The organism is Acinetobacter sp. SWAC5 (assembly GCF_003419885.1).
Classification (GTDB): Bacteria; Pseudomonadota; Gammaproteobacteria; order Pseudomonadales; family Moraxellaceae; genus Acinetobacter; species Acinetobacter cumulans.
In genome coordinates, this window is sequence record NZ_QUWR01000015.1 from 1 (window position 1) to 15,442 (window position 15,442).

Annotated in this window: 14 protein-coding genes; 8 read left to right on the plus strand and 6 right to left on the minus strand. The window is 42.4% G+C overall.

Annotated elements, in window-relative coordinates; translation table 11 throughout:
- The 3 genes from tuf to rimI all read left to right on the plus strand — a co-directional run.
- On the plus strand, positions 1–885 hold an 885-nt coding region (tuf, locus tag DYI81_RS11725; protein WP_117007612.1), incomplete at its 5' end, for an elongation factor Tu.
- Between the two features lie 242 nt (positions 886–1,127).
- Positions 1,128–2,009, plus strand: coding sequence for a metal-dependent hydrolase (locus DYI81_RS11730; RefSeq protein ID WP_117007613.1), 882 nt, complete (start codon positions 1,128–1,130; stop codon positions 2,007–2,009).
- A 119-nt stretch (positions 2,010–2,128) separates the two neighbouring features.
- Entirely contained in the window at positions 2,129–2,587 is a 459-nt protein-coding gene (rimI, locus tag DYI81_RS11735) for a ribosomal protein S18-alanine N-acetyltransferase (RefSeq protein WP_106985103.1), read from the plus strand.
- 35 nt (positions 2,588–2,622) lie between these two features.
- Here the strand turns inward: rimI and DYI81_RS11740 are convergent, their stop codons facing one another.
- The 3 genes from DYI81_RS11740 to trxB all read right to left on the minus strand — a co-directional run bounded on the left by DYI81_RS11740 (position 2,623) and on the right by trxB (position 5,346).
- Positions 2,623–3,438, minus strand: coding sequence for an arginyltransferase (locus DYI81_RS11740; protein ID WP_106985102.1), 816 nt, complete (start codon positions 3,436–3,438; stop codon positions 2,623–2,625).
- A 31-nt stretch (positions 3,439–3,469) separates the two neighbouring features.
- Positions 3,470–4,204 (minus strand): leucyl/phenylalanyl-tRNA--protein transferase, encoded by a 735-nt coding sequence (gene aat, locus DYI81_RS11745; RefSeq protein ID WP_106985101.1) that lies wholly within the window; start codon positions 4,202–4,204, stop codon positions 3,470–3,472.
- Between the two features lie 191 nt (positions 4,205–4,395).
- Positions 4,396–5,346 (minus strand): thioredoxin-disulfide reductase, encoded by a 951-nt coding sequence (gene trxB, locus DYI81_RS11750; protein ID WP_106985100.1) that lies wholly within the window; start codon positions 5,344–5,346, stop codon positions 4,396–4,398.
- 253 nt (positions 5,347–5,599) lie between these two features.
- On the opposite strand from trxB, the gene DYI81_RS11755 reads away from it, so the two are divergent.
- A complete protein-coding gene (locus tag DYI81_RS11755) occupies positions 5,600–8,881 on the plus strand; it encodes a DNA translocase FtsK (RefSeq protein ID WP_117007614.1) in 3,282 nt (1,093 codons plus the stop codon).
- 76 nt (positions 8,882–8,957) lie between these two features.
- Here the strand turns inward: DYI81_RS11755 and DYI81_RS11760 are convergent, their stop codons facing one another.
- Positions 8,958–10,034, minus strand: coding sequence for a LuxR C-terminal-related transcriptional regulator (locus DYI81_RS11760; RefSeq protein ID WP_106985098.1), 1,077 nt, complete (start codon positions 10,032–10,034; stop codon positions 8,958–8,960).
- Between the two features lie 255 nt (positions 10,035–10,289).
- On the opposite strand from DYI81_RS11760, the gene DYI81_RS11770 reads away from it, so the two are divergent.
- The 4 genes from DYI81_RS11770 (at position 10,290) to DYI81_RS11785 (ending at position 14,476) form a co-directional block, all read left to right on the plus strand.
- Entirely contained in the window at positions 10,290–10,589 is a 300-nt protein-coding gene (locus DYI81_RS11770) for an ESPR-type extended signal peptide-containing protein (RefSeq protein ID WP_106985096.1), read from the plus strand.
- A gap of 93 nt (positions 10,590–10,682) precedes the next feature.
- Positions 10,683–12,833 carry a hypothetical protein gene (locus DYI81_RS11775; protein ID WP_147316031.1) on the plus strand — a complete coding sequence of 717 codons (2,151 nt, stop codon included), beginning with the start codon at positions 10,683–10,685 and terminating at the stop codon, positions 12,831–12,833.
- 47 nt (positions 12,834–12,880) lie between these two features.
- Positions 12,881–13,255, plus strand: coding sequence for a YadA-like family protein (locus DYI81_RS11780; RefSeq protein WP_117007668.1), 375 nt, complete (start codon positions 12,881–12,883; stop codon positions 13,253–13,255).
- A 312-nt stretch (positions 13,256–13,567) separates the two neighbouring features.
- On the plus strand, positions 13,568–14,476 hold the full coding sequence (locus DYI81_RS11785; RefSeq protein ID WP_117007616.1) for an AEC family transporter: 909 nt from the start codon (positions 13,568–13,570) through the stop codon (positions 14,474–14,476).
- A 54-nt stretch (positions 14,477–14,530) separates the two neighbouring features.
- Here DYI81_RS11785 and DYI81_RS11790 read toward each other — a convergent pair whose 3' ends face one another.
- Positions 14,531–14,818, minus strand: coding sequence for a PA4642 family protein (locus DYI81_RS11790; RefSeq protein ID WP_117007617.1), 288 nt, complete (start codon positions 14,816–14,818; stop codon positions 14,531–14,533).
- A gap of 351 nt (positions 14,819–15,169) precedes the next feature.
- Positions 15,170–15,442 carry a cell division topological specificity factor MinE gene (gene minE, locus DYI81_RS11795; protein WP_106985091.1) on the minus strand — a complete coding sequence of 91 codons (273 nt, stop codon included), beginning with the start codon at positions 15,440–15,442 and terminating at the stop codon, positions 15,170–15,172.

Here is a 15,442-nt window from a genome sequence, read left to right on the forward strand (position 1 = left end):
ATCCTTGTATGTGCTGCGACTGATGGTCCAATGCCACAAACTCGTGAACACATCCTTCTTTCTCGCCAAGTAGGCGTTCCATACATCGTTGTATTCTTAAACAAATGCGACCTTGTAGACGACGAAGAGCTTCTTGAATTAGTAGAAATGGAAGTTCGTGAACTTCTTTCTACTTATGACTTCCCAGGCGATGACACTCCAGTTATCCGTGGTTCTGCTCTTCTTGCGCTTAATGGCGACGCTAGCCAATACGGCGAAGATGCTGTTGTAGCTCTTGTTGACGCGCTTGACACATACATCCCAGAGCCAGAACGTGCTATCGATCTTCCATTCCTTATGCCAATCGAAGACGTATTCTCTATCTCAGGTCGTGGTACAGTAGTAACTGGCCGTGTTGAGACTGGTATCGTTAAAGTAGGCGAAGAAGTTGAAATCGTTGGTATCAAAGATACAGTTAAAACAACTGTAACTGGCGTAGAAATGTTCCGTAAACTTCTTGATGAAGGCCGTGCGGGCGAGAACTGTGGTGTTCTTCTACGTGGTACTAAACGTGAAGACGTTCAACGTGGTCAAGTACTTGCTAAACCAGGTGCAATCAAACCGCATACTAAATTCGACGCAGAAGTATACGTACTTTCTAAAGAAGAAGGTGGTCGTCATACTCCATTCCTTAACGGTTACCGTCCACAGTTCTACTTCCGTACTACGGACGTAACTGGTGCGATCGCGCTTAAAGAAGGCGTGGAAATGGTAATGCCTGGTGACAACGTTGAAATGTCAGTAGAGCTTATCCACCCAATCGCAATGGACCCAGGTCTACGTTTTGCGATCCGTGAAGGCGGTCGTACAGTTGGTGCTGGTGTAGTTGCTAAAGTAACTGCATAATCGCTGATTGTGTAAAAAAAGCGCCTCTTTGAGGCGCTTTTTTTATGGCTAATGATTCTAAAAAAACTATCAAATCAAAACGAAAGATAAATTGTCAGACAATAATTTTGAAAGCTGTCCTTAACTGATATCTCTTGACCTTAACTGCGATTATCGAAAAATTGCAAATCTTTAATATTAAGTTATGAAAATATAAATATAAGGATGAATCAGCTGAATCAGCTGATTGGCAGGAGTTAGTTATGAACGCTAAAGTAAATATTACCAACCGTGCAGGCGCAAGTTTCCCAGTTCGTCGAATGAACTTTGATTTTGATTCAGTTCCAGAGTATTGGATGAATGGTTCTGCAGGTCTCACACATTTTATGACTGCATTATCTGCACTATTCCCAGCAGGTGAAAAGTTCTTTATTGACAGCGTTCGTGCTGTTCGTCAGCATCCTGGCATTAAAGACAATGCAGAGTTACAAAAAGAAATTTCTGCATTTATTGGTCAAGAAGCTATGCATACACAAGAGCATGTAGGCTTTAATGCATCTGCACAAAAATTTGGCCATGATGTTGATACTTTGGATGGTTATACTGGAAAAGTATTAAAAAATTCGAGCAAGTTTTTAGCAATGATTGGTAAGCCGTTTGGCTTTAATAAGCAAATGGTGGACCTAACCATTACCACAGCGCTTGAACACTTTACTGCAACGATCGCAACTCAATTATTGGTGAATCCGCATATTCAAGAGCTGATGACTGATGAAACCATGAAAACCATGTGGTTATGGCATGCAATTGAAGAAAATGAACATAAAGCTGTCGCTTATGATGTATATGAAGGTGTATTTGGTAAAGGCGTAAAAGCTTATACGGTACGTACGACAAGTTTAGTTGCTGCTATGGTGACGTTATTTTGTGTACAAAGTTACTTCTTGTTCAGATTATTAAAAGAAGACCAGCAGTTGAACCGTGAATCTTTAGGTATTATTTACGAATATGCATACAGCCCGTCAAAAGGGGTGATTACTGGCATGGGTAAAGAGATGCTAGAATATTTCAAACCAGGTTTTCACCCAAATGACTTAGATACACACAGTCTGTTGGCAAAATGGAAAGAGAAATTAGGTTTTTAAGTGAATGCTGTAGTTTTTTGAATCTTGTAGAGCGATGAAAATCGCTCTTTTTTTTACTCGATTTTTTTGTCAATTTTTTTATAATTCGCTATTCCTATTCGCGATAAAAGATAACGAAGATGATTCGTTTGATGAATACGGCCGATGTTGCATCTGTCGTAGAAATTGAAAAATTAGTCCAAAGCCATCCGTGGACACCGAAGCAGTTTGATGAGGCGGTGACTGGCTATCAAAGTACAGTCATTGAAGTACGTGGGCAAGTTGTGGGTTTCTGTATTTTACAGCCCGTTTTAGATGAAGCGAACTTGTTGCTCATGGCGATTCATCCGAGTCAACAAGGCCAAGGTTTAGGATATCGTTTACTAGAAGAATCTATTGCGATGCTGAAAAATAATCCTGTGCAGATTTTTCTTGAAGTACGTGAATCAAATACCGCTGCGATTCGTTTATATGAGAAATCTGATTTTCATCAAATTGATTTAAGAAAAAACTATTATCCGAAGCCAGATGGTACGCGTGAGCACGCCATTATTATGGTGCGTACATGTAGTGATGATTTTTCACAGCTATTTAAATAAGAAACACAACCGCGTTGTATTGGACAATGCGGTTGTTATTTAATAATGGAATTATTCCAACCTGAAGGGAGGGTCGTCATTAAAGAGTCTCCTAAATGTTGAATTTCTTCGGCACTTAAGGTGTGATTTAAACGACGCCATTGCCCATCAAGTAGCAATTCCAGAGGAATGTAATCCGACTTGTAATTCATTTTATTGGAATGAGGAACCCAATAGCCTAAGTATATATATTGTAAACCGAGCGCTTTGGCATATTCGATTTGCTTTAATACCGCGAACACGCCTAAAGAGCGTTTATGTTCATCTGGGTCAAAAAAAGTATAGACCGCAGATAAGCCGTCATCGAGCGGATCGCAGGTTGATACACTAATGAGACGATCATCTAGCCATAATTCTAAAAAGAAACTGTCCGTACAGCTATGAATTAAGAATTTTTCAAATTGATCACGACTTGGTGGAAACATGTCGCCATCAGCATGTCGCTCCGTAATGTAACGCTCATACAACGCATAATGCACATCGCTTGCATCTTTGGGTTGTGTAATTTTAAGGCTTAAATCCTGATTGCGTTTCCAAGCTTTCTTTTGTTTGCTGTTCATTGTAAATTCATGGATGGGAACACGAGATGATAAGCATTGGCGACAGAGATGACATTCTGGTCTATAAACAAAATCACCACTACGACGAAAACCCATACGGGAAAGTTCAGACAGCGTAACGACGTCAATACGATGTACTGGATCTAAGAACACCATACGTGCAGATTTATTGTCTAAGTAGCTACAGTCATGTGGTGGCGTAATATAATACTGCAACTCGTTAAGCAGGGATTTTGGTTGATATGAGTTCATGCAATATCCCTCTATTTTTGTATGATTCGACTCAATCGGGAACTAATGCGGAATTTTGCGCTATTGTTTTACTTGAAAATACACTGTCTTGATATTTTTTCCAATCAATTGCAGGGCGTTTTATCACATCTTGTAACGAATTTAAGTATATTTGGCGAGAAACTGTACAAGCACCTAAGCTGATTAAATGATCATTTTCTAATTGGCAGTCTATCCATTCAAGCTGATTTTCTTGTCCAATCAGCATCAAGCTATAGAAAGCCATTTTAGACACATCGGTGCGGGTGCTAAACATGGATTCACCAAAACAACCTTGCCCAATACTAATACCATATAAGCCTCCGACAAGTAGATCTTGTTCCCAAACCTCAATGCTATATGCATAGCCTGCATTAAACATGGCGCAATAACCTTGAATAATATCTTCAGAGATCCAAGTCTCATTGGCATAACTGCGTGGAAGTGAGCAGGAGCGGATCACTTTTTCAAAAGCATGATTGACCGTAATGCGGTAATTCATTTTCTTCATGCTACGTAGTAAGGTTTTGCTTGGACGATAATCTTGTGGGCGGATAATACAGCGCGGTTCAGGACACCACCAATAAATTGGCTCACCTTCAGAAAACCATGGAAATAATCCATGTGTGTAGGCTTCAAATATTGTAGAAGGGGAGAGGTCTGCGCCACTGCAAATCAATCCTTGTCCTTCTGGGTCAACTTCGACTGGGTCTGGAAAGGTAAATTTAGAAGCTGGCAGGCATTGCATAAGAGATTTTGACCTAGATTGATTCTGTTTATCATAACCAATATTTGATTACTGCCCAATCGGGGATGTTTTGTTATATTTTGTCTTTATGAAATGGCTCGTTATTTTTTGTTTGTTTATAGGGCGAGTTAAACAGGCTTAAAGTAAAAAACCGCCATGACGGCGGTTTTTTTATCTATAGCGCTTAGGAATTAAAGCGCATCAAGATATTTTTCTGCATCAAGGGCAGCCATACAGCCTGAACCCGCAGAAGTAATCGCTTGACGGTAAATGCTGTCTGCAATATCACCTGCAGCAAATACGCCAGCTACTGAAGTTTGCGTCGCGTTACCTGCAGTACCGCTTTGTACTTGTACATAGCCATCACGTAGCGTCAATTGACCTTCAAACATACCGCTGTTTGGCTTGTGGCCAATCGCAACGAACATGCCTGTCACATCAACATTTTGTGTTGAATCATCTTGAGTTGATTTCAAGCGTACTGAAGTTACGCCAGATTGCGCATCGCCCAATACTTCATCGACTTGATGATTCCAAATGATGCTGATTTTGCCTTCTTTTACTTTTTCAAATAAATGATCTTGAAGGATTTTTTCAGAACGTAGCGAGTCACGACGGTGTACTAAAGTCACGTGTGAAGCAATGTTTGAAAGATAAAGTGCTTCTTCAACTGCAGTATTACCACCGCCTACAACCATCACCTTTTGGTTTTTATAGAAGAAGCCATCACATGTTGCACATGCACTCACACCTTGGCCCATGTAGGCAGCTTCAGATTCTAAACCGAGGTATTGTGCTGTCGCACCTGTTGCAATAATTAAGGCATCACATGTAAATTCATCCATATCGCCTTTAAGTACAAATGGGCGTTGACTTAAATCAACTTCGTTGATGTGGTCATAAATAATTTCTGTACCAAAGCGCTCAGCGTGCTCTTGCATACGTTCCATGAGGGCAGGGCCTGTCAAACCGTGTGCATCACCTGGCCAGTTGTCTACTTCAGTTGTAGTTGTTAATTGACCGCCTAATTGCAAACCAGCAATGAGTGTTGGTTTTAAGTTGGCACGTGCAGCGTATACAGCAGCGCTATAACCAGCAGGGCCAGAACCTAAAATAATTAAACGAGAGTGACGAGCGCTCATTCGCGACATCCTTTTTTTATAGGGAAATTTGTGGAATTATACGTGAAAGTCGGTGCTGATTGTGTGAGATTAAAGTCGATATTATTGATCATTGAAATCGATTTGGGCTATATAGAATAGAGTTAACAACTTAGCTAAATAATCATGCATCTTTTTTTGATGAAGAAGTGCATAATATGGGGCTTATTGCGCAGCTTAGATTCAAGCCAGCCAGCAAACAAAAACATTTGAAAAATTGGTTACAGGACAGTATATGACAGCGGTGTCGGGTGCCTATGCACAGCGCTTAATAATGACATTATTCTTGGTCTCATTTGGGATTTATCTGTTCCTTGCAACAGTCACTTATACACCATTTGATCCAGGCTGGATGCACATTTCTAGTGATACTATGCAAGTATCAAATGCCAGTGGCGTTGCTGGTGCATGGATTGCTGATCTTTTATTTGGTTTTCTTGGCTGGGCCAGTCTACTTATACCTGTATATTTGTTTGCAGAAGCAGTACAAGTTTGGTGGCCACATAGCTTTTTAAACCGTCCTTTTCGTGTTGCTGCACAGTTTTTTATTTTGTTGGCGACTGCGAGTTTATTGTTTTTGTTCTGGCAAGTTCCTGCAGATACTTTAGATAATGCATCTGGCGGTATTATTGGTTATGAATTGGGCCAAAGTTTATCTAATTTACTGACCATTTATGGCGCGGCTTTCTTCCTGATTGTGTTTTGGGTGCTCCTGTTTACTTTAGCCTTTGGGGTAAAGTGGAACAAAACTTGGGTCACCTTAAAAGCAGCACCTGCGTATTTACAAGATCTATTTTATCGTAATGTGCCTGAAAGTGAGTCTGCATACGACTTAACTGCACCACCAACTAAAAAAGAAGCGACACCTGTTGTTGCGAAAATGGCAACATCAGCTTCTGCAACGGCATTGGCTGTGGAGCATCAACAGCAATCGAGTATTGATCCTGCTGTGCGTGATAGTGCTGCAGAGCGTTTGTTTAGCGATATTGCAGATAAAGAATGGGAAGCAGAGCAACGTCAGCCCCAAGTTGAAGCTGATTTAACTACGCCAGAATTAGATGCAGAGTTTGAACAAACTTTGGAAAAAGCCCATCGCTTAATGGATGATCCTGAGCGTGTTGTCGCGACAGGTGAAGTGTGGCGTGCATTAAATTCAGATGAAGATCAACGCCATAAACAAGATATTGATGCCTTATTAAAAGCAGCTGAAGAAGAGCAGCAACCTAAAACAGCGGCCACTAATTTCCAGCATGTGGTGCATGCACACGACGCATCTACAGTAGACATCTCTACACAGCCAACATCCTCGGCATCAAAATCATCTGTAGATTGGGATGATGATGAAATCTTTGATGAGTTGTTGGCTGCAGTGCCAAATGCAAAAACGGCGACAGATGTACATATCCCGTTTAATAGCACATCACTGACGGATGATCGTGCTGAAACGACTACGTCGACTGTGCCAAGTGTAGAAATGCAGTTTGCACCACAGCCACATGATAAGCCAAGTTTGCATATTGTAGATGATGCTATGACGCTAGCGGCAACAGCGGCAACAGCGGCAACAGCGGCAACAGCGGCAACAGCGGCAACAGCGGCAACAGCGGCAACAGCGGCAACAGCGGCAACAGCGGCAACAGCGGCAACATTTGCAGCTACACCTATAATAACAACGGGATCTAAAGCAGCAAATTTAGACACAGAATTTGATGATCTTGATGATTTACTGGTTGATGATTTAAATGACACGCCAGCACCAAGAACCACTAGCAGTTATGCGCAATCATCTTCATTGGTAAATGCCAATATTCAAACCAGTTTTGAAGCACCTAAGCCATTAGTATCTGAAGAAGAAAAAGCGCTGATTAGCTCGAATAAAGATGCTTTCCGTGAAGTTTGGCAGGATACTGCAGGCCGTCCAGCTGAAGCTGAACCAGAGTTTGAAGAAGAAGACTTTGATTTTGATGCGCCATTAACAGATTCGGCAGGTCGTCCGCTGTCTCGCGCCATGCAGGTTGCGAAAAAGCGTTTAGATTTACCGCCATTGCCGGGTCTAGATTTGCTGGATGATGTTGATCCAAATAAAAAGGTGAATTTTACAGAAGAACAGTTAGCCCGCCTTTCTGAACTGCTGGAAATTAAACTGCAGGAATTTAACGTCAAAGCGAAAGTGATGGAGGCACAACCAGGGCCAGTTGTAACTCGCTTTGAACTGGATTTGGCGCCGGGTGTAAAAGCATCGAAAGTGACCAATATTTCGCGTGACTTAGCGCGTTCGATGTCTATGGCATCGGTGCGTGTAGTCGAAGTTATTCCGGGCAAGCCTTATATTGGTATTGAGGTGCCAAACAGCTCACGTGAAATGGTGCGTTTAATTGAATTGTTAGAAACGCCAGCTTACCGTGATCCAAATGCATTGCTCAGTATGGCGATGGGTAAAGATATTTCGGGTAATCCTGTATTGGCCGATTTGGCTAAAGCACCTCATATGCTGGTTGCAGGTACGACAGGTTCTGGTAAGTCAGTCGCTGTAAACTCAATGCTGCTTTCGATGCTGTTGAAATATACGCCTGAGCAGCTGCGTCTAATCATGATTGACCCGAAACAGCTTGAACTTGCCAACTATAACGATATTCCTCACTTGCTTACGCCAGTCGTGACTGACATGAAAGATGCAGTCAGCGCATTAAACTGGTGTGTAAATGAAATGGAACGCCGTTATAAACTGATGTCTATGATGAAAGTTCGTAAAGTCATGGACTATAATCGTAAGGTGCAAGAGGCATTGGCAAATGGCGAAGATCTATTTGACCCGACTTGGAAAGCCAGTGAGTCTGTGGCGGGCGAGCGTGCACCTCGCTTACAAGAAATGCCATTGATTGTGATTGTGGCGGATGAATTTGCTGACATGATCATGCAGGTTGGTAAAAAAGCTGAAGAAATGATTACACGTTTAGCGCAAAAGTCACGTGCAGCGGGTATTCACTTATTACTTGCAACACAGCGTCCAACTGTGGATGTTGTGACAGGTTTGATTAAAGCCAATATTCCAACCCGTGCAGCCTTGCGTGTGAACAGTAAACTTGATTCGCGTACAATTTTAGATGCAGGCGGTGCTGAAGACCTATTGGGTCATGGCGATATGTTGTTCCTTGGCCCAGGTAAAATTGAGCCAGAACGTGTGCATGGCGCTTTTATTAGCGATGATGAAGTGAACCGTATTTGTGATGCTTGGCGTGAGCGCGGTGAGCCTAATTATGTGGATGAAATTTTAACACCGTATGATGAAGAGCCGACCTCTCGTGGTTTTGAAGATGGTGATGGCGGTTCAGACCGTGATGCGTTGTATGATCAGTGTGTGTCTTTCGTACTTGAAACACGTAAGGCATCTACATCGTCACTGCAACGTAAATTTAGCCTTGGCTATAACCGTGCAGCCCGTATTATCGACCAGATGGAAGAAAACGGGATTGTCAGCGCCATGGGTGCAAATGGCAAACGCGATATTTTGATTTAAATTTAAGATCATATAAAAAAGCAGCATTTATGCTGCTTTTTTTATGCTGGTCAGTTTTAGTTGCTTTCCTTTACTGTTAGTACTTGAGGCTCCAGCGACTGGCATAGTCAATTAGTTCAGCCAAAGAATGTACATGGAAGGTCAAGTAAATGGCTTTGATACAGTCTTTTAAAACGGCTGGACTGATTTCAAGCTTATGCATAATGTCTTGCTTGGAATTACCTGTGACTAAGAGATAGGCAACTTGACACTGTTGTGGTGAGAGATCAGCATTTTCTAATTTTGTCCAGATGAATAAGCTACGGGGTAATTCATGCTTCAAATGTAGCGCGATACATCGGTCTTGCTGTAGAGGTGAAAACATCCACTCAGCGCGAATATTTAAAATGCCATTTGGGATATCTATCCGCGTTTGAGGGAGTTGTACACCATATTTGAGTTCATTGATCACTTGATAACAGATTTTGGGTAAGGCTTTGTTGGGCTCCCAAAAATCATAGTGGATTGCAAGTAAGTTGAGTAGATCCTTCACTGAGTCTGTCATCATGATGACTTCACTGTTTGGATCAAGAATGAGCATTGCTTGCTCAACATCAAAGTTAAACTCGTTGCGTAAAGTTGTTTGATGTTGCAAGGCGTATTCAATATATTGGCCAACTTGGGATAGAAAGTAGCTATCTTGTTCGGAAAAACTTGAACCTACACCACGGAACAGTGAAACACCGCCACTTGGTTTATTGGACTGTTCTAAGCGTAAATCTAGGGTATGGTGCACACCACTGCCACGAACCATAATTTGATAATTATTGCTTTGAAAATACTGTTCATCGGGACGAAGTAAGTTTCCTGATTTTGGTAAGGTGGGTGTATCTAGCCACCGCATATGGCCTTCAGTTTTTGGGTCTAAAAATATTTCGACCTCATGTTGTAATAAATCAATGAAACGTTGATCTAGTCCAGAGTGATAATACATATAAGGCACAGCTGATGCTGATGTAAGTGCAAAAGCATGTAAATCATGCGGAATAAGCTGATTTAAATATTTAAAAAATAAAGGCGCTAAAGTAATTGCAGAATGGCCTGAGCAACACAAGTAACGAATCCGATTTAATGTACTTTTTTTATTGCTATCCAATTTACGCAAAGTTGCCATAAATCGCCATAAATAATAATGAATACACTTATTTTACCTAGATTTTTTTGATTAAAAAACATCCGAAAATGTGTGGATTAAATTTCAGGATAAAAAAATAAACTTTAGCCCCCCAGTCAGGGGTCATGCTTGAGCCACTTGTTATGGCTTTATTCAGTTTTTCATACGCAAGAAATGCAGTTTGTAAATTTTTTGCTTTAGCACTAGGAAAAACAGAAAGCATCAAGACGATGCTAAGCAGATTTGGGGCACAACATGAATCATATATATAAAGTCGTACGCAATAGAAAAGGCCAGCTTGTAGTTACAGGAGAAGCTGCTAAAAGTCATACAGCGACCAGTGAGAAAAATACTGGATATAGATGTGTACAAATGTTGGCTGCAGTTATCTGCGGTCTAGCTGTTACGCAAAGTGATGCTGGCGAAATTTGTGCATATCAATCTGGTACAAGTTCTACGTCAAGTGCGGTTGGTTCAGGTGCAATCGCTTGTGGCAGTAACAATGGTGCACCAGGAACAGACAGTGTTGCATTGGGGCATAAGAACCTTGCATAGTCGACTGAAGTAAGTGTGATTGGTTATGGCAACCAAGCACAATCTGAATATGCTAGCGCTATAGGTTATAAAAACATAGTTGGACAAAATGCCATGACAGCCACTGCAATTGGTTATAAAAATACGGCTTCCAATCAATATGCTATGGCATTTGGAGCAGAAAATACTGCTTCAGGCATACAGAGTAATGCCTTTGGTAATTCCAATACCGCATCAGGGCGTTTGAGCAGTGCAGTGGGTGCATATAATACTGCATCAGCGCTTAGCTCTAGTTCTGTGGGCTATTTGAATAGAGCGTTTGGTACAAACAGCAGCGCATTAGGTGCTTTAAACATTGCTTCTGGGTTTGATAATAGCGCAATTGGCTTTACAAATATTAGTTTGGGAAATTCAGGCAGTGCAATAGGAAATCGAAATACTTCGATTGGGCTGTCTTCAGCGGCGATTGGTAGCGGATTGAAAAATGATTCAACGATCAGCAGTGTAAGTAGTAGGGCGCGTCAATATGATTTGAAAGACAGCGCAGGTAAGCTGGTCAGTGTCAATGGAATTGAAGTGACTGTTTCTGCAGGCGCAGGCTTAAGCGGCCTCAATTATATTACCCATATCAATGGCGCAGCGGTCACAGCCGAGGAACGTCAGCAATTTTTAGACAATGTCCGTTATGGCAACATCGCTGCAGGTGATTACAGTACTGCCTTGGGAACATTCAACTTTGCAATTAAAGAAAACAGTACAGCTGTTGGCGTGCAAAATACTGCAAAAGGTTTAGATAGCAATGCTGTGGGTTTAAAAAATACCGCATCTGCTGATTATGCCACTGCAGTCGGCAATCGAAATTATGCTGATGCAACCAGTTCAGTTGCCATGGGCTATGGAAATCGGGCCACTGAAGTAGGTGCAACGGCAGTCGGCTACATGAACCAAGCAAGCGGTGAGTATAGTACCGCAATGGGGCATGCTTCGAGAGCAAGTGCAAAATGGAGTAGCGCTTTTGGTTCAGGCGCGAGTGCAACGGCGCAAGGCGCAACGGCAATTGGCACGAGCTCAATTGCTGATGAAGAAAATACCGTATCCATAGGCCAGTGGACGATGGAAAAACGCTTAACCAACCTTGCTAAAGCCATAAAAGATACAGATGCTGTCAATTTATCTCAATTACATCCAATTGTAACTGCACTGGGTGCCGGCGCAAACTATACGGGCGGGGTTTGGACAGCGCCAAGCTATATTATTCAAGGAGGAACGTATCGAGATGCAGGTAGTGCTTTTACTGCAGTGAATAGCAAGCTCACAAATTTGCAAACACAAGTCAGCAGTTTGGTGACAGGTGGTACAGGGACAGGCGCAAATGGAAAAAGCGCGTATGAAATTGCTGTAGCAAACGGCTTTAGTGGCAGTGAAACTGCATGGCTAGCTTCATTAAAGGGTGATACAGGGGCACAGGGCTTAAAAGGTGATAAGGGGGACAAAGGAGATCAAGGATTACAAGGCTTAAAGGGTGACAAGGGGGATAAAGGTGACCAAGGTTTGCAAGGCTTAAAAGGTGATAAGGGAGATAAAGGTGATCAGGGGATACCGGGTTTAAATAGCGGTACAGGCACAGGCAATGGTGCGAGCGCTTATGATATTGCGGTCAATCATGGATATGCAGGAACAGAAGCCGATTGGCTGACATCACTGCAGGGGTCTCAGGGCGTCAAAGGCGACAAAGGGGATCAGGGCTTGCAGGGCCTAAAAGGCGATAAGGGTGATAAAGGTGATCGAGGCTTGCAAGGCCTTAAAGGTGACCAAGGATTCAGCGCATTTGATCTTGCTGTGCAGAATGGTTTTAACGGGACAGAGCAACAGTGGCTGACGTCACTGGCCAGCGGTGGCACAGCGGTTGTATCCATTGGAACAAACCCAAATCCACAGGCGGTATTGCCTTTGGCAACAGGCACAGATGCTGTAGCCATAGGCAGTTCATCTGAAGCATCGGGGGATCAGTCTATTGCCTTGGGGACGGCGAATCAGGTGTCTGGAGAACAGTCTATCGCAATCGGAAGCAGCAATATGGTTGCAGGTGAAGGCAGTTTGGCCATCGGAAATGATAATTCAGTGAGTGGGCAAAATACCGCTGTATTGGGCAATGCAATAAATGCATCGGCAAATAATGCTGTGGCTTTAGGTCATGGCTCTACAGCGCTGCGTGACAATACGGTCTCTGTCGGTTCGGATACGCAGCAGCGGCAAATTGTATAAATGTTGCAGCGGGAACACAAGATACCGATGCAGTAAACCTGGGGCAAATGCGGGAATCTGAACTGCAAACCTTAAATAAAGCGAATGGTTATACTGATACCCAAGTGACTGAATCGCTCAGTCAATCACGCCAGTATACAGACCAGCGTGTGAATGCATTGGAAAATGAATTCCGTAATGAGCGTCGGGATACACGGGCAGCGATTGCTTCAGCTATCGCCGTGGCGTCTTTGCCTCAACCAACCTATGCAGGTGCAAATATGTTTAGTGTTGCAGGGGGTACGTGGCGAGGACAGCAAGGCTTTGCAGTCGGATTTAGTGGTGTAACTGAGGATAATCGTTTTATTTATAAAGCCTCTGGTACAGCCAGTTCTCAAGGTGATGTTAGTGGTGGTGTTGCAATTGGCTGGCAATGGAAATAAGGACCATTTAACAGATAAATCTGCACAGTATTATTTATAATTTTTTGAAAAGCCCAACTATTTTGAGTTGGGCTTTTTGTATTGTTTAGGCTCTAAATTTGGCTTGATATGTATATTGGATGGAGTAGTATGATGGTATAAATACGTGATAAATATCGTTAATATGTGAAAGGTTGCCATGCATAGATGTTCATTCTATGATTCACGACAACGCTTCAACTTTAAGTAATGATCAGATTGCTGTAGAGACTTAGCAGGTAGCCAAGGAATGCAAATACAACGTCAGATGCGGATGAGCAGAGGAGCATCTGCATGAATATTGTCATGGCGTTATTTCCACTGATCGTGCTCATTAGCATGGGCTATGGGTTTAAGCGTAAAAAATTTTTGCAACCAGAATTTTGGGCCAATTCGGAAAAACTCAATTATTTCATTCTTTTTCCTGTATTGCTTTTTAATAACTTAGCAGGCGTACAATTAAATCTAGGTGCGATCTTCCAATTATTGCAGGCATTTTTTGCCGTTGTATTGGGTGTGGTTAGCATACTTTGGTTGTTGAAGCGAGTATATGCCATCCCTGTAGCGCGTTTTGGGGTATATGTACAGAGTCAAATTCGCTTCAATACCTATATTGGTCTGGCATTGATGGGGACGCTTTACGGCACAGAAGGCATGCAGATGTTTGCCATGTTGATTGCTGTTGCTATCCCTGTGGTCAACATCTTTTCGGTCATGGCCTTTTCTGAGGGGCAACGTGGACGATGGTATGACACGCTCTTTGCCATAGCTAAAAATCCGCTTATTTGGGGTTGTGTAGTTGGTGTGCTTTTTAACCTTTCAGGTCTGCATTTATTTTCTGGGATGCAGTCTTTATGCAACATCTTGGCAGCCACAAGTTTGCCCTTAGGCTTACTTTCTGTGGGTGCAGCGCTACAACTCGATCAGTTAAGTAAAGGCCTTTCACGGCTCACAGCAAATACTTTTGCGCGCTTGTTGATTATGCCGTGCTTGGCATTTTTCGCGAGCGGGAGTTTGGGGCTAACAGAATTGCAAAGTATTATTTTGGTCACTTTTTTTGCTTTACCGACTGCATCTGCTTCCTATATTTTAACGCGGTACTTTCAAGGGGATAGCCAGTTGATGGCTGGCGTGATTAGCCTACAGACCCTGTGCTTTATCGGAAGTTTTCCTTTACTGATGTGGTTGTTATATTCATTCTAAAATGTTGCTATAAAAAAAGCCTGCATGTGCAGGCTTTTTGATGCGAAAAAATGCTTATGCAAATTTTGCCAATACTGCTAAAAAGCCTTGGCTTTGGCGCGGGAATTGGGCAATCACATCATGAATACGCTGACCTTCAGGGTTGGTTGCATTAACATCACGGCCGTCTGCTGTGAATTGACTAAGTAGGCGCTCATAGTCAGTAGGACGCATGTGTTTGAATGCATGGTATAGCACATGAAAATCGCCGTTTACGCCTTCAGGAGGCAACTGAGTTAAGTAGGCAAATACTCGTTCATCTGACCATTCTTCATTAAACGTCGCTGGTTGAGATAATGCCATTGCAATCCCCTTGGTGTTCTTTTGAAAATAAATAAGCAAAATATGAGTACGCAAGTGACAAAGTTTTGTTATTTACTTTGTCTTGAAGTTAATGCTTGTTGAGTCATCAGTGCAAGAATTGCAATCTAACCCACTCGAAGCAAAGCTTCTCGTCTTGCACTTGAACATGGCAGAGCCTTAAGGTTCAGGCACTTCGAAGCAAAGCTTCTTGTCTTGCGCCTGAACATGGCAGAGCCTAAAGGTTCAGGCACTTCGAAGCAAAGCTTCTTGTCTTGCGCCTGAACAAAGCAGTGCTTTGTTCAGGCTCATATTTTGCCTTGATTCAATTTGTTTGACTAATCAGAAATCAAATTAACGCTCTTCAGGCAAATTGATATTCATTTCAAGCATCTCGATGTTCGCTTCAGAACGTACAGACATTTGAATATGTTGCTCATCGACACCACGAACATAGCGGTTAACGACTTGCATGATTTCTTTTTTCATTTGGTCAATTTTGTCTTGGCTCAAACGTTTGCCTAAGCCATTTTCGGAAGCAACAATGACTTTTAAGCGGTCTTTTGCAGTTTGAGCGCTTGTAGGTTTGTCATCACCACTGAATAATTTACTCCAAAAACCAGCCAT

Coding starts and splice junctions, on each gene's coding strand:
- DYI81_RS11755 (WP_117007614.1), top strand. CDS start 5,600: ATGACAGCGGTGTCGGGTGCCTATGCACAGCGCTTAATAATGACATTA.
- DYI81_RS11780 (WP_117007668.1), top strand. CDS start 12,881: ATGCGGGAATCTGAACTGCAAACCTTAAATAAAGCGAATGGTTATACT.
- rimI (WP_106985103.1), top strand. CDS start 2,129: ATGATTCGTTTGATGAATACGGCCGATGTTGCATCTGTCGTAGAAATT.
- trxB (WP_106985100.1), bottom strand. CDS start 5,346: ATGAGCGCTCGTCACTCTCGTTTAATTATTTTAGGTTCTGGCCCTGCT.
- DYI81_RS11740 (WP_106985102.1), bottom strand. CDS start 3,438: ATGAACTCATATCAACCAAAATCCCTGCTTAACGAGTTGCAGTATTAT.
- aat (WP_106985101.1), bottom strand. CDS start 4,204: ATGCAATGCCTGCCAGCTTCTAAATTTACCTTTCCAGACCCAGTCGAA.
- DYI81_RS11760 (WP_106985098.1), bottom strand. CDS start 10,034: ATGGCAACTTTGCGTAAATTGGATAGCAATAAAAAAAGTACATTAAAT.
- DYI81_RS11790 (WP_117007617.1), bottom strand. CDS start 14,818: ATGGCATTATCTCAACCAGCGACGTTTAATGAAGAATGGTCAGATGAA.
- DYI81_RS11770 (WP_106985096.1), top strand. CDS start 10,290: ATGAATCATATATATAAAGTCGTACGCAATAGAAAAGGCCAGCTTGTA.
- DYI81_RS11775 (WP_147316031.1), top strand. CDS start 10,683: ATGACAGCCACTGCAATTGGTTATAAAAATACGGCTTCCAATCAATAT.
- minE (WP_106985091.1), bottom strand. CDS start 15,442: ATGGCTGGTTTTTGGAGTAAATTATTCAGTGGTGATGACAAACCTACA.
- DYI81_RS11785 (WP_117007616.1), top strand. CDS start 13,568: ATGAATATTGTCATGGCGTTATTTCCACTGATCGTGCTCATTAGCATG.
- DYI81_RS11730 (WP_117007613.1), top strand. CDS start 1,128: ATGAACGCTAAAGTAAATATTACCAACCGTGCAGGCGCAAGTTTCCCA.